At 59.4% G+C, this 13183-nt stretch carries 13 protein-coding genes; 7 read left to right on the forward strand and 6 right to left on the reverse strand.

The window, feature by feature from the left end:
* Positions 1-8: 8 nt before the first annotated feature.
* Complete coding sequence (locus tag FXO11_RS01260; RefSeq protein WP_148861200.1) at positions 9-1541, reverse strand: DUF4331 domain-containing protein; 1533 nt, start codon at positions 1539-1541, stop codon at positions 9-11.
* Between the two features lie 224 nt (positions 1542-1765).
* Here FXO11_RS01260 and FXO11_RS01265 point away from each other — a divergent pair, with 224 nt between their 5' ends.
* Together FXO11_RS01265 and FXO11_RS01270 are read left to right on the forward strand one after the other, a co-directional pair.
* On the forward strand, positions 1766-2326 hold the full coding sequence (locus FXO11_RS01265) for an RNA polymerase sigma factor (RefSeq protein WP_148861201.1): 561 nt from the start codon (positions 1766-1768) through the stop codon (positions 2324-2326).
* Positions 2326-3027 (forward strand): anti-sigma factor, encoded by a 702-nt coding sequence (locus tag FXO11_RS01270; protein ID WP_148861202.1) that lies wholly within the window; start codon positions 2326-2328, stop codon positions 3025-3027. Before FXO11_RS01265 ends, FXO11_RS01270 begins: the two co-directional genes overlap by 1 nt.
* Before the next feature lie 38 nt (positions 3028-3065).
* Here the strand turns inward: FXO11_RS01270 and FXO11_RS01275 are convergent, their stop codons facing one another.
* Positions 3066-4472 (reverse strand): HDOD domain-containing protein, encoded by a 1407-nt coding sequence (locus FXO11_RS01275; RefSeq protein ID WP_148861203.1) that lies wholly within the window; start codon positions 4470-4472, stop codon positions 3066-3068.
* 173 nt (positions 4473-4645) lie between these two features.
* Here FXO11_RS01275 and FXO11_RS01280 point away from each other — a divergent pair, with 173 nt between their 5' ends.
* The 3 genes from FXO11_RS01280 (at position 4646) to FXO11_RS01290 (ending at position 7184) form a co-directional block, all read left to right on the forward strand.
* Positions 4646-5653, forward strand: a complete 1008-nt coding sequence (locus FXO11_RS01280) for a methionine ABC transporter ATP-binding protein (RefSeq protein ID WP_148861204.1) — start codon at positions 4646-4648, stop codon at positions 5651-5653.
* The gene (locus FXO11_RS01285) at positions 5653-6318 is read left to right on the forward strand and encodes a methionine ABC transporter permease (protein WP_148864747.1); all 666 of its coding nucleotides are present in this window, start codon (positions 5653-5655) and stop codon (positions 6316-6318) included. The genes FXO11_RS01280 and FXO11_RS01285 overlap by 1 nt, the downstream gene beginning before the upstream one ends.
* Positions 6319-6404: 86 nt before the next feature.
* Entirely contained in the window at positions 6405-7184 is a 780-nt protein-coding gene (locus FXO11_RS01290; protein WP_406565636.1) for a MetQ/NlpA family ABC transporter substrate-binding protein, read from the forward strand.
* A gap of 81 nt (positions 7185-7265) precedes the next feature.
* Here the strand turns inward: FXO11_RS01290 and FXO11_RS01295 are convergent, their stop codons facing one another.
* Both FXO11_RS01295 and FXO11_RS01300 read right to left on the reverse strand, forming a co-directional pair.
* On the reverse strand, positions 7266-7919 hold the full coding sequence (locus tag FXO11_RS01295) for a peroxiredoxin (RefSeq protein ID WP_148861205.1): 654 nt from the start codon (positions 7917-7919) through the stop codon (positions 7266-7268).
* Between the two features lie 158 nt (positions 7920-8077).
* Positions 8078-9433: an alanine/glycine:cation symporter family protein gene (locus FXO11_RS01300; RefSeq protein ID WP_148861206.1), complete on the reverse strand. Its 1356-nt coding sequence runs from the start codon at positions 9431-9433 to the stop codon at positions 8078-8080.
* 224 nt (positions 9434-9657) lie between these two features.
* On the opposite strand from FXO11_RS01300, the gene FXO11_RS01305 reads away from it, so the two are divergent.
* Positions 9658-10593 carry an alpha/beta fold hydrolase gene (locus FXO11_RS01305; RefSeq protein ID WP_148861207.1) on the forward strand — a complete coding sequence of 312 codons (936 nt, stop codon included), beginning with the start codon at positions 9658-9660 and terminating at the stop codon, positions 10591-10593.
* Positions 10594-10823: 230 nt separating this feature from the next.
* Here the strand turns inward: FXO11_RS01305 and FXO11_RS20230 are convergent, their stop codons facing one another.
* A complete protein-coding gene (locus FXO11_RS20230) occupies positions 10824-10985 on the reverse strand; it encodes a hypothetical protein (RefSeq protein ID WP_168203106.1) in 162 nt (53 codons plus the stop codon).
* 337 nt (positions 10986-11322) lie between these two features.
* Positions 11323-12375: a GAF domain-containing protein gene (locus FXO11_RS01310; protein ID WP_148861208.1), complete on the reverse strand. Its 1053-nt coding sequence runs from the start codon at positions 12373-12375 to the stop codon at positions 11323-11325.
* A 270-nt stretch (positions 12376-12645) separates the two neighbouring features.
* On the opposite strand from FXO11_RS01310, the gene FXO11_RS01315 reads away from it, so the two are divergent.
* Positions 12646-13074 carry a CBS domain-containing protein gene (locus FXO11_RS01315; protein ID WP_148861209.1) on the forward strand — a complete coding sequence of 143 codons (429 nt, stop codon included), beginning with the start codon at positions 12646-12648 and terminating at the stop codon, positions 13072-13074.
* The last annotated feature ends 109 nt before the right edge of the window (positions 13075-13183 follow it).

Genomic DNA, 13183 nt, shown 5'->3' on the forward strand with positions numbered 1-13183 from the left:
CTCCCGGCTTAGGGCGCGTTATTCGGATTAGGTGAACCCGGCAGCGGCGTGCCCAGGTACGGGAAGCCGTCGAGTAATAGCGACTGGTCTACAACAGCGCCGTCAACCAGCGGAGCGCCATTGTTCGGGTCGGTTTCACCGAAGAACGGCAAGGTCGCACCGATGGCAACGCGCAGCTCGATATCGACTACGTCGTCCACCGGACGCCGGCCGTTAGGAAAGCCGGTGGCGTCAGGACTGCTAGCCAGGAGACCCAGGTCGTTCTGGTTGGCAACAGCCGGGTCAGCCGCCGGGATGGCGGTGTTCAGCCGCAGCATTTCGGACGGCGTTCCACCATCAGGCTGGTTAGAGAAGATAACGTTACCGCCACCGTCTGCGAGCGTGATGCCAGTCAGGAAAGTCGCAACCAGATCATTACGCGGGAACACCTGTGGCGCCACCACGGCACTGTTGGTGGTTATTTCCAGTAACGCAGGCAGGGTCGGGTTGGTGACGTAGTCGAGGAACTGCGTGTCACCCATCGGCTCGCTGGCGTTGAAGCGGTCCTTGTCCTTCAGGCCGATAACCACCTCGTTGACCAGCGGCATGCCCAGACGTGATACCTGAGTATAGGCACCGCCTTCCACCGAGGCGCCTTTGCCATCGACGGTGGGTTCCGGGTTGAGGACGCGGGCCTGACGTACGCTGGCAGTGGTCCAGCCACCGATCACCGGATCGCCCCCTGCAGTCACGGCTGAGCCAGTCAGGCAGTCGGTCGGTACTTCAACCGCGAACGAGGTGACATTGGCATTGGCCAACTGATCCAGGTTCTGGTCGCGCGTGCCGGTTGGGTTGGAGATATTCACCAGGTCAAAGATTTCACCCAGGTTGACGGCGAAAGCATCTTTGCGCTGGCCGACAAAAACGCGGCCGTTGGCACTGCAGCCCGGAATCGCGACTTCGGTAACATGGTTGCCGGCGTAGGCCGCATAGTCCGGGATGGACTTGTTGCCAATGTTGTCCAATGGCTTGCGGAACGTCTCGGTGCCGGTCGATACGTTGGTGGCCGTCTGGACCGTACCGCTACGGCGGTCACCGCGGATCACGTTAAGGGTGTATTCCTGGCGCGCCTGAACGTTGTCGGTTGCCGTAGCGGCAGGACCGATTCCACCAATGTTCTTGAGCGGCGCGGAAACCATCTTGTCGCCAATGGGCAGTTGCAAGTCCTGCTCGACATCGGTCATGGCGAACTGGAAGGTAATGTCTTCCTTGGCATCGGCCGTGTTGTCGATGTGGATTTCGTAAATGGCGTCCTCGTCGAGGGCGAAGTAGTTCGGGCCGCCGTAGGGCGCCTGAAGGGGCAGGTAATTCGCGATCAGGGTCACGTAGTCCTGCCGGCCACTTTCGTAGCTACGGAACATATAGAAGTCGGTGCCGTCTACCTTGGGCACTTCCGTAATGAATGGCGCTTCGCGGTGGCTAGATGCGAAGCCCTGTCCGCTGGCGAGACAAAGCCCGGCGATCGTGGCCGCGAGGGCTGACCGCTTGAGAATCACATTCATCGTTCATTCCTCTGCTATTGTAAGTAGTTCGAATGACTAAAAGTGACAGCCCATCATTGATGAGACTGTTCATACTCGTATAGTCGTACGCGGCCGGTTTCGTAAAGGTTGCAGTTTGTAAATAAAAAAATCTGAGAGTAAGCAGGTTGCATCTCGTCCGACCTCCCGGACGTATTGAAGCTACCTGTCCTCGTCAATGAATGGATGCGAGAGCAAAGATAACGATGGCTTTAGAGACAGGTGAGGACGAACTGATGGCGCTGTTGGCCCGTGTGGCCCAGCATGACAGAAACGCATTCCGGACCCTCTACGGGCAGATGGCCGGCCGCATGTTTGGCGTTTGCCAGAAGCTTGCCGGTCAGCCTGAGCTAGCGGAAGAGGCGCTGCAGGACGCTTTTATCCGGATCTGGCATCACGCCAGCGAGTACCACAGCGAACGCGGCACGCCCCTGAATTGGATGCTGACGATTGCCCGTTATCGCACGCTGGACCTGATGCGGGCCCGTAAGGTACGGCAGACCTCCGGTGACGAGATGCTGGAGACCGTGGCCGGCGATACGCCGGACCCGCTGGATGCGTCGCTGCAGGCTGCTGGCGCCGCGGCGTTGAGCGGATGCCTGGAAGAGCTGAGTGAGTCCCAGCGGGATAGCATCCTGTTGTCCTATTACCGGGGATTTACTCACGATGAATTGTCCACGGCGCTGAGTACGCCTATCGGCACCGTGAAAAGTTGGATTCGCCGTGGTCTCATGGCGTTGAAGAGGTGTTTGGAGGGGTTGCAGTAATGAACAGAACACCTGAACGTATCGAGCGGCTGGCGGCGGAATACGCCCTGGGCGCGCTGCAAGGAGGAGCCCGGCGACGATTTGAGCGCTGGATGATGGAATCCTGGTCGATTCGCCAGGAAGTCTGGTATTGGGAAAACAAGCTGGCTCCCCTGGCGGCTGTCGTACCGGCGCAGGAGCCGCCAGCGCGGGTCTGGCGGCGAATAGAAGCGCGCCTCTGGCCGGAGACCGCTAAATCTGACACCCGTAAAGGCAGCCTGAATTGGCTGTGGGCCGGCTGGAGCTTGGCGGCGACAGCGATCGTGCTTGTTCTGGCGGTGGTGCTGGTGCAGCAGCCCGGAGCACCCGAGCGTGCCTTGATGTCCGGCGCCGTGGTCCAGCAAGACGTGAAAGATCCGCTCTGGCTGGTGGCCGAGCGCGGCAAGCCTGGCCAGCTCAGCTTGCGGCCTGTGGCCGCCACCCCGGCAGAGGGTAACCAGGATTACGAGCTATGGGTCGTACCCGACGATGGTAATCCCATGTCGCTGGGTGTCATCCCGGTCGGCAAAGACACGTTGCAGATTACCTTATCACCGGAGGCCCGTGCAGCATTGGAGGCGTCGAAGACCCTGGCAATCAGTCTCGAGCCCAAAGGTGGTTCGACCACCGGCGCGCCGACCGGGCCAATTCTACACATGACGCGCTTGCACGAGCTGGAATAACGCCGGGCAGCCGCGGCGCCTGAGTCCGAAAGCCGGGCTCAGGCGCGGGCGAGTAACGTGATGCAGAGTTGGGCTTGCTGGATAAAATGACTGAACGCGACGAGCTGGTCCTGGGACGGCTTTGTCTGTAGTTGGCCATTATCGGCAAAGAACAGGCCCACCAGGCGATCCCCGGCGAACAGCGGTCCGGCTAACGCCGGGCGGGTACCGACCCAGGCGTCGCAGACCGGCAGCAGGGGGCCTGACGGATGCGGCGGCAGTATCTGGCAGCTTTCCACCATCAGCGACGCCAAGGGGCCGCGGGTATCGCGATCAATCACAAAGTCGTCACGCCAGCTATCGGTACCGGGGCCAAGCAGTTTGCGGGGTACCAGCTGGTTGCTGGCACGATCGGTCATAAGCAACACCACCCGCCGCATACCCACGGCGCGATGAATGCCCTCGACGACCATTTGGCACACGGTGTTCAAATCCGGCTGGGACGCCAGTGTCGCAGAAATTTCCCGCAGTATGCTCAATTGCAATGCAGGGTCGGCCACCGGAGCTTCGGTTTGAGGAGCGTCGTTGCCTTCGCCCCGGCCCGGCAGCAGGCCGCGAATTTGGGGAATGCCGAAGGAAATCGCAATCTCTTCGGCCTCCGCCGTATTGAGGCGCACCCGGTCGCGCACGGTGGCAGGTTTCTCGTCGACATCCTTGGCGATGGCGGCCAGCAGCTTCTCCACGGCCGGTGTGCGCCAGCCTTCTTCCGCTTCCCGGGCGAGTTCCACCGAATGTCTGACCAGGGACACCGCCGGCGACGTTGCGCGGTTGGCGCTGACCACGTCATGCATGAACTGCCCAAGCTTCCAATTGTCCACCAGCCCGCGGGTAATCTCGACAAAGGTTGTGCCGAGGATCTCCTTCTGCACGGCGGCGGGGTTATCGTCCGGCAGGCGGGCGGAAAGCTCGCCGGCCTGCTCCGTTGCACTGGACCAGAAAGCCAGTTCGCCGATATTGGTCAACAGGGCGCCGATAAATACCTCTTCCCGGGCCTGTTCATTCTTGCCGGGCAGCAGACAGCGCGCCTGGACTGCCGCATGCAGCGCCCGGGCCAGGGACTTGAGCAGGTGTGGGCGCGGATTGCGCTCGATCAACGTATCGATCAGCAGCGATGAAATGGCCATGGATTTCACAGCATCGAAACCGATCAGCGTGATGGCACGGCTGACGGTGCTGACCTGAATGCGGGAGTGATTGTAGAAAGCGGAATTCGACAACCGCAGCACCTGCGAGGTGAGCTGGGCGTCGTTGAGGATGACGCCGGCCAGTTCATTGACGGTGGAACTGGTGCTGTCGGTCAAGTGGTTGATGCGCTTGAGGGTGTTGGCGAGAACCGGTAATTCCACCTGGCTCAGGTAATCGACCCAGGCGTGGGTAGTGTGGAAACGGGACGGCTGGTCGCTCAAGGCTCGGGCTCCTAAAAAATGACTGCATGTTCAAACTAAGTTTAGCCGATTCCTGACGCGGATTAGTGCTTCATCCTGTAGCTATTCGTTACGGCATGCCCCGATTCGGGTTTAGTGGCTGGCTGCGATATACTGCGCGATCATTTTTCAGGCTTTCCAGAGATAGATGCCCAGTGATTGAATTCGACCAAGTCCACAAGGCGTACGAGGTGGAAGGACGGGCGATCCCCGCGCTGCAACCCACCGATCTCGCGATTCAGAACGGCGAGATCTTCGGCATCGTCGGCCACTCCGGTGCGGGTAAATCGACCCTGATCCGGCTGATCAATTTGCTGGAGCGACCCAGCGGCGGGCGCATCGTGATCGACGGTGAGGATGTGACCGGCTATGGCACAGACAACTTACGTGGATTTCGGCGTAAGGTCGGCATGATCTTCCAGCACTTCAATCTGCTGTCCTCCAAGACGGTGGAAGACAATATCGCCTTTCCCATGAAACTGGCGGGCATCTATTCCAAAACGCAGATCCAGGAGCGGGTCAAGGAATTGCTGGCGCGTGTCGGGCTGACGGCTCACGCCCGCAAGTATCCATCCCAACTCTCCGGCGGGCAAAAACAGCGTGTGGGGATTGCCCGGGCGTTGGCCTGCCGCCCGACCATCCTGCTGTGCGACGAGGCCACCAGCGCACTCGACCCGCAGACGACCCAATCGGTGCTGCGCCTGCTGGCGGACATCAACCGCGAATTGGGCCTGACCATCGTGCTGATCACCCACGAAATGGACGTGGTACGCCGGGTGTGCGATCGCGTGGCGGTGATGGATGCGGGCGAAATCGTGGAGATGGGCCCGGTGACCGATGTCTTTCTTCATCCCCAGCACCACACCACCCGGGACTTTGTGTTCGAGAGTGAGCATATCGACGAACGCGAGCAGCGTGAGGACTTCGCGCACGCCGAGGGTCGTATTCTGCGCCTGACCTTCCGTGGCGAGGCCACCTATAAACCGCTGCTGGGCAGCGTGGCGCGGGAGACCGGTGTGGATTTCAGCATTCTTTCGGGCCGTATCGACCGCATCAAGGATACGCCCTATGGCCAGCTCACCTTAGCTTTGATGGGGGGTGACCTGGAGGCGGCCCAATCCAGACTCGAAGCGGCTGAAGTCCACGTGGAGGTGTTGCGATGATGGAGGGTCTACTGAGCAACGTCGACTGGACGGAAATCGGCTGGGCCAGTTGGGATACGCTGGTGATGGTGGGCGTCTCCCTGTTCTTCAGTGTGCTGTTCGGCCTGCCGATCGGTGTGCTGCTGTTCCTGACCGGAAAACGGCAGTTGCTCGAGCAACCCGTGGCTTATGCGCTGTTGTCGTTCGTCGTCAACGTGCTGCGCTCGGTGCCGTTCATCATCTTGCTCATTGTGATGATTCCGCTGACGGTGATGCTGATCGGCACGTCCTTGGGTGTGGCGGGGGCGATTCCGCCGCTGGTTGCCGGTGGCGCGCCTTTTTTTGCGCGCTTGGTGGAAACCTCCGTGCGCGAAGTAGACCGGGGCATTATCGAAGCTACGCAGGCCATGGGTGCCACCGTGAAACAGGTGGTGTTCGGAGCCCTGCTTCCGGAAGCCTTACCGGGTATCATTGCCGGCGTCACGGTCACAGCGATCACGCTGGTGTCCTATGCCGCCATGTCCGGCGTTATCGGCGGCGGCGGTCTGGGTGATTTGGCGATACGTTTCGGTTATCAGCGATTCCAGACGGATGTGATGGTCATTACCGTAGCGCTCCTGGTGATTTTCGTGCAGTTGCTGCAGATGCTGGGCGACCGGCTTGTGCTCTATTTCAGCCGCCGCTGAACCACTGGCGCGTTCATGCCGATCAACCCGAAATAATCGGAAAAAATCGCTCGCCCGCCGGCGAGCCCATAAATACGAGGAAGAGTATGAAACTGACCAAGATTCTGGCGCTGGCCGCCACCCTGGTAGCCTTCTCCGTCCAAGCTGCGGACAAGCTGACCGTCGCGGCGACAGCCGTGCCCCATGCCGAAATTCTTGAATTCGTGAAACCCAAACTGGCCGAGCAGGGCGTGGAGCTGGAGGTAAAAGTCTTCACCGATTATGTCCAGCCTAATATCCAGGTGTCGCAGGAGCGGATGGATGCCAACTTCTTCCAGCATCAGCCGTACCTGACCGAATTCAACGACGGCAAGGGCACCGATCTGGTCAGCGTGGTCGGTGTGCATGTGGAGCCGTTCGGTGCGTACTCCAACAAGATCGAGTCTCTGGACGATCTGGAGGAGGGCGCCACCATCGCCATCCCCAACGATCCGACCAACGGTGGCCGTGCGCTATTGCTGCTGCAGAAAGCCGGTCTGATCACGTTGAACGACGAGAGCAAGATCACAGCCACGCCGCGCGATATTGCCGAGAATCCGTTGGATCTGGAATTCTACGAGCTGGAAGCGGCCACACTGCCGCGCGTGCTGAGTCAGGTCGAAGTGGCCATGATCAACACCAACTATGCGCTGGAAGCGGACCTGAACCCGACTGAGGATGCGCTGACCATCGAAGGTTCCGACTCGCCGTACGTGAACATTCTGGTCTCCCGTCCGGACAACAAGGACAGCGAGGCGATGCAGAAACTGGCCGACGTACTGACCAGCGACGCGGTGAAGTCCTTCATCCAGGAAAAATATCAGGGCGCTGTGGTTCCGGCTTTCTGAGAAGTGATGCCTTAGGCGTAATGCAAAAGACCCCGGCGATCCCGGGGTCTTTTCGGTAGGAGCCGTTATAACCGTGGGCGGTTATTCACAGCTCCAGTTGGCTTTCGGATCCGGCGTCATGCGCAGGTATGGCCGCACTGCCTTATAGCCCTGGGGGAAGCGCTGCTTGATCTCTTCCTCGTCCTGCAGGGAGGGCACGATAACCACGTCGTTGCCCGCTTCCCAGTTGCCCGGGGTGGCGACTTTGTGTTCATCGGTCAGTTGCAGGGAATCGACGACACGCAGCACCTCGTTGAAATTGCGGCCGGTGCTGGCGGGATAGGTGATCGTCAGACGCACCTTCTTGTTCGGATCGATCACGAACAGGGACCGCACGGTCATGCTGTTGTCCGCGTTGGGGTGAATCATGTCGTACAACTCGGACACCTTGCGGTCGCCGTCGGCCAGGATGGGAAAATTGACGGAGCAACCCTGCGTCTCGTTGATGTCCTTGATCCAATCCTTATGGGATTCGGCATCGTCCACGCTCAGCGCGATAGCCTTGACGTTACGCTTGGCAAACTCGTCTTTTAGCTTGGCAGTCAGACCCAACTCCGTGGTGCATACGGGGGTAAAGTCGGCGGGATGGGAGAAGAGAATGCCCCAACTGTCGCCCAGCCACTCGTGGAAACGGATACGGCCTTCGGTGGAATCCTGTTCAAAGTCGGGTGCGGTGTCCCCTAGACGTAAACTCATCGATACTCTCCTCGGTCTGTGGCGCCCGCAACACGCGAGCGCGCCGTTTTCTTTTGCTGTGATTTAATCTCTTGCTGTAACTGTTGGGTCGCAGCGTCAGAACTCAAAAGACTGTTTCAGTCTAGTTTATAACCTTAGGGAATCAGTAGTTCGTGGATTTATGGCGATCGTTTACCGGTGGCCTGCTCAAAATAAGTTCGCGTCAATTTGAAGACGATGGGGCTGAGCAGTGCCAAGGCGATCAGGTTCGGTAGCGCCATCATGGCATTCAGCGTATCGGCGATCAGCCAGACGATGCCCAGATTGGACGTGGCGCCGATGGGAATGGCGATGAGCCAGAGCACCCGGTAGGGCCAGATCGCCTTTATGCCAAACAGGAATTCCACGCAGCGCTCGCCGTAGAACGACCAGCCCAGGATGGTAGTGAAGGCAAAAATCGCCAGGGCGACCGCCACCACGTAGTTGCCGACGCCGGGCAAGGCGTTGGCGAAGGCCATTGACGTCAGGGCTGCGCCGGACTCGCCGCTGGTCCAGGCACCGGAGGTGATGATCGCCAGACCGGTAATGGAGCAGATGATGATCGTGTCGAGAAAGGTGCCCAGCATGGCCACCATACCCTGCTTGATCGGGCTGTTGGTTTGCGCGGCGGCATGGGCGATGGGTGCCGAACCCAGGCCGGCTTCGTTGGAAAAGACACCGCGGGCCACCCCGAATTGGATCGCGGCCCACACCGCCGCACCGGCAAAGCCGCCTTGGGCCGCGGTGCCGCTGAAGGCATTGCTAAAAACCAGGGCCAGTGCACCCGGAATTTCCGGCGCGTTGATGCCCAGTATGATCAGCCCCGCAGCCAGGTAGGCAATCGCCATCAATGGTACCAGCGACGACGCCACTTGGCCGATTCTGCGGATGCCGCCGATCAATACCAGGCCGACCAACACCATGAGGATGACACCAGTGACCCAGTGGGGCAGGGCAAAGTTGGTCTGGAGGACATCGGCCACCGAATTGGATTGCACTGTATTACCAATGCCGAACGCCGCTACCGAGGCAAAAAGCGCGAACAGAATGCCGAGCCAGGCCCATTTCTGCCCCAGACCGTTGCGGATGTAATACATGGGGCCACCGACATGGTCGCCGCGTTCGTCCACTTCTCGGTAATTGACCGCCAGCACGGCTTCGGAGTACTTGGTGGCCATGCCGACCAGGGCCGTTAGCCACATCCAGAATAGGGCGCCGGGCCCACCCAGGAAGACCGCAGTGGCGACGCCTGCGATGTTACCCGTGCCTATGGTTGCGGAGAGCGAGGTCATCAGGGCCTGAAAAGGAGGGATTTCGCCTTCGTGGCTGGATTGCCGGCCCTGCCAGAGCAACCGGAAACCCGTGCCCAGACGAAGGATCGGCATCAGCCTGAGGCCCAGGCTGAGGAAGAGGCCGACACCGAGGATCAGCACCAACATCGGTGGCCCCCAGACCCAGCCATTGATTATTGTGATGACGTTGGACAAGGCTTCCATCGAGGCCACCTCCTTGGCGTTTGATTCGAAACGGTTTTGGACTGCCAAAGTATAGTTGTAAATTCCGGGCATGCCGAAATTTCTTTTTGAAACAAAGCTATAGATGTCGTTTGCAGCGACTGGTTCGATGGCTGATTTACCGGAGTGACGCGTCCTTCGCTGCTGAAGGGGCATGGTTTGGCCGGGTAAATCGATTATGCTGGGGCTGAACCAGAGGAGGTCGCGTGAACATAGCCCTAAAGAATCATCCCCCCGAAACCCGCCGGATTGCAGCAAACGGCCTTGAATTCTGCGTCGAAACCCGTGGCAATCCGGAGGCCGAACCGGTTGTTTTCATCATGGGGTTGGGCGCACAACTGACGCTATGGCCGGAAGCCTTGCTACAAGCTTATGTCGAGGCCGGATACCGGGTGATCCGTTTCGATAATCGGGACATCGGTCTGTCCAGCCATTTGAAGCAACGGCTCAAGGATCATCCATTAAAAGCCATGGCCAAGCATCGTATCGGTCTGAAGGTGGATGCGCCCTACACGCTGCATGATATGGCAGAGGACGTATGCGGCATTCTCGACGCTCTTGAACTGCCCAGTGCGCATGTTGTCGGGGTTTCCATGGGCGGCATGATCGCACAGCTGCTGGCGGGCCATCATCCCAAACGGGTGCGTTCGGCCACGCTCATTATGACCTCCACCAACAGCCCGCGCCTACCGCTGCCGAAGGCGGCGCTGATTTGGAAGCTGGCAGGCATTGGCGCCAAGGGACATGAAGAAGACGCCGTGGTTCAGCGCTCTCTAGCGTTCTGGCAGGCGATACAGAGCCCGGCTCATCCGACGCCCGCCGACGATGTCCGCCAGCGCGTGATCAACGACTACCGCCGCAGCTACCATCCCGCCGGTATTCTGCGCCAGACCCGGGCCATCCTCGGGACCGGCTCTCTATCGTCCATTACCCGGCGTATCCGGGTGCCCACCGTCATTATTCATGGTACCGCGGACCCGCTGGTGCGTCCGACGTCGGCCGAACAGCTTCACTACCTGATCCCCCACGCCCGGCTCAAGCTGATCGAGGGCATGGGGCATGACCTCCCGGAAACGCTGGTGCCGGAGATTGTGGAAGCTAGCCTGGCAGCGATTGGGCAGGTGCAGAATAACGCGGGTTAAGCGTGGGTTAAAGGCTACTAAAGAGCACTGAGAAGCGAGAGAGATGTAGCTAAAGCCCTGGTGGAATCGAACGGGCGAACGGGCAGACGGTGGCGAAGTGGTTGAGTGTTTGCGGAGAGAAATGAAGTCTACAACGCAAAATAGCCAGCTCAAGAGCCTTGAGCTGGCTATCAATCAGGAATACTCAAAATGAGCTTCCTCCTTGTTTGTTCGTCTTCTACAACGCCCTTTTAGCGCTGACGCAGAGCCGCCTTGATGCTGCGAGACTGAGCCGGACGATTCAGCGCTTCCAGGCTCATGGTCTGGCGGCGCTCGATGGCGTCAACGCGAGATTGTTCCGGGGTTGCAACGCGGTTGCGACGGAAACGAATTGCCAAATTGCTCAAACGCATACTACACCTCCAAAAAAACGGGTTTCACCAGGAGTTCTGCCGAACGTCCTGTTCAAACGCCTTGTCAATCGAATGTCGTAATTAAGACGCTGCTGTGGAGGCCACGCGCGTCGCCCTGAAAGAACACAGGGACGTTTCCTGGGGAGGATCCCCGAAACGCAGGAGAAATGTACTCTAATCAGTGGGTTTTAAACAATAAGTAGTAAGCGAATATTGTAAGGAATTGTGAGAGGAATCGTTAGGAAATGTTGCCGTTAGCCACGTTTTAAGACACCTTTTTGCCGTCGCGCAAACCTGCGCAGAAAGGCCCGCGAGGTTCAGGGTTCGGTGGCGGCGTTCAAAGTAGGGACAATTGCGAGCGCAGACTCCCTTGAATGAGTGTCAGTGTACCGGAGGACGCGTCCGGCGGCGGCAATGCCGCTTCCAGCTGTTCGAGGATCTCCGGTATGGCCATGCGGACATCGATGGATTTGATGGCCGCAAAGGCGATCCGGTCCGGCATCAGCGTATTGTCTCCTGGGTCTCCCCCTTTGCGGATGCTCAGATTGCTGGCGACTCGTCCAAGGCGGACCAGCAATTGGGCCCGGTCGCTTTCGTTGATCATCAGCAGAAAATCCCGGTCGGACGCGACCGCCACCGTGTCGAAAAAATCCACCGCCGAAAGCAGTTTGGTCACCCACGCCTGGCGGCTGCGATCAAGCACCTCGGAACGGATGACTTGAGAATCCCACAGTTCGGTTCGCACCCAAACCAGAGTGACATCGCCGCCGATCAGCTTGGCCCGGTGAGTAGACTCCTCCAGCAAATGCAAAAAGCCATCCCAGTTCCACAGGCCGGTGACTTCGTCCAGCAAGTTGACTTGTGGCCCGCCCCGGAATCTGGCCATGGGCTGTCGGTTGGCCGGGCTTTCGACCGAGAACTCCCGCTCAGCGAGAGCGGCGAGATCCTGCAGTGCGGGAAAATCGACGGCGTCGGCGTCGCGTGGGTTGTCGTCGATAATGCACAGCGTGCCGATGGGCGTGCGGTTGGGGGTTCGCAGCGGAACACCGGCATAAAAACGGATATGGGGGTGGCCGGCGACCAAGGGGTTGTCGGCAAAGCGTTCGTCCCGGCTGGCGTCGTCGATGACCAATAGCGCGTCTTCGACGATGACGTGGCCGCAAAACGAGATGCGCCGTTCCGTCTCGCGTGTGGCCAGTCCCTGAATGGACTTGAACCACTGGCGATCTTCGTCCACCAAGGTAATGGCGGCGATCGAGACGCCAAAGTACTTCTGCGCAAGGCGGGTAATGCGCTCGAAGCGTTCTTCTATCGGCGTGTCCAGCATTCGCAGCGCGCGGAGGACTTCAAGCCGTTGCGCTTCGTCAGCGGGTTCGAGTGGCGCTTTCATAGAGGAGACCCTCCCCGGCGGTAACCAAGTCAGTCACCACAGTATAGGTCTTTAGGGAGTAGCCGCCCAATGACGGCAGTATAACGGCACACTCGAGCCCGTCGACGGGGCAGGCGTGGTTACCAAGGCCTGGTTACCAACGCTTAGTTACCAAGGCTTGTTACCGGATTTTATATTTCCCTCCCGCGCCATCTTTGCCTAGCTTTATAAGGAACCTCGAGGCACCCGTAAAACATCGCCCGAGGATGGTGGGACGGCAGGAGGACACCAATGCGTTCACTTAAAGCCAGTGATGTGATGTGGAATCACATCGAACCGATCCGTTGCGGTACGCCGTTGACACGGGTGGTGGAAACGTTGCTGCAAAACCATGTCACCGGGCTGCCGGTGGTGGATGCCAAGCGTCATGTGCTGGGCTTCGTCTCGGAGCAGGACTGCATCCATTCGCTGCTGGTCACCAGCTACCATAGCGAGGGTGAGCCTGTGGTCGACGACGTTATGACTAAGTCGCCGGTGACCATTTCGCCGGAAGAGGCGGTGGTCGACCTGGCTCAGCGCCTGGAACGCGATAAGCCAAAAGTCTACCCGGTGGTCGAAGGCGGCCGCTTGTTGGGTATCGTCACCCGTACGGCGATATTGGCGGCGCTGGCAAAGGTTCGAGACGGTACGCAGGCGTCACGTTCCACGCCGCAGGACTAACGCCCGGGACACGGCGGAGCGACACCAGGGTGAAGGAACACGAGGTTACTGGTATGGTTTTCCTACATCCATACGGTCCGGGACGTCGACGTCCTGCGCCGCCTATACC

This window comes from Marinobacter fonticola (assembly GCF_008122265.1).
GTDB lineage: Bacteria > Pseudomonadota > Gammaproteobacteria > Pseudomonadales > Oleiphilaceae > Marinobacter_A > Marinobacter_A fonticola.

Bases quoted from the DNA above. Each gene is read 5' to 3' on its own strand.
- FXO11_RS01270 (WP_148861202.1), top strand. From the start codon at position 2,326: ATGAACAGAACACCTGAACGTATCGAGCGGCTGGCGGCGGAATACGCC.
- FXO11_RS01265 (WP_148861201.1), top strand. From the start codon at position 1,766: ATGGCTTTAGAGACAGGTGAGGACGAACTGATGGCGCTGTTGGCCCGT.
- FXO11_RS20230 (WP_168203106.1), bottom strand. From the start codon at position 10,985: ATGCGTTTGAGCAATTTGGCAATTCGTTTCCGTCGCAACCGCGTTGCA.
- FXO11_RS01260 (WP_148861200.1), bottom strand. From the start codon at position 1,541: ATGAATGTGATTCTCAAGCGGTCAGCCCTCGCGGCCACGATCGCCGGG.
- FXO11_RS01290 (WP_406565636.1), top strand. From the start codon at position 6,405: ATGAAACTGACCAAGATTCTGGCGCTGGCCGCCACCCTGGTAGCCTTC.
- FXO11_RS01315 (WP_148861209.1), top strand. From the start codon at position 12,646: ATGCGTTCACTTAAAGCCAGTGATGTGATGTGGAATCACATCGAACCG.
- FXO11_RS01300 (WP_148861206.1), bottom strand. From the start codon at position 9,433: ATGGAAGCCTTGTCCAACGTCATCACAATAATCAATGGCTGGGTCTGG.
- FXO11_RS01285 (WP_148864747.1), top strand. From the start codon at position 5,653: ATGGAGGGTCTACTGAGCAACGTCGACTGGACGGAAATCGGCTGGGCC.
- FXO11_RS01310 (WP_148861208.1), bottom strand. From the start codon at position 12,375: ATGAAAGCGCCACTCGAACCCGCTGACGAAGCGCAACGGCTTGAAGTC.
- FXO11_RS01295 (WP_148861205.1), bottom strand. From the start codon at position 7,919: ATGAGTTTACGTCTAGGGGACACCGCACCCGACTTTGAACAGGATTCC.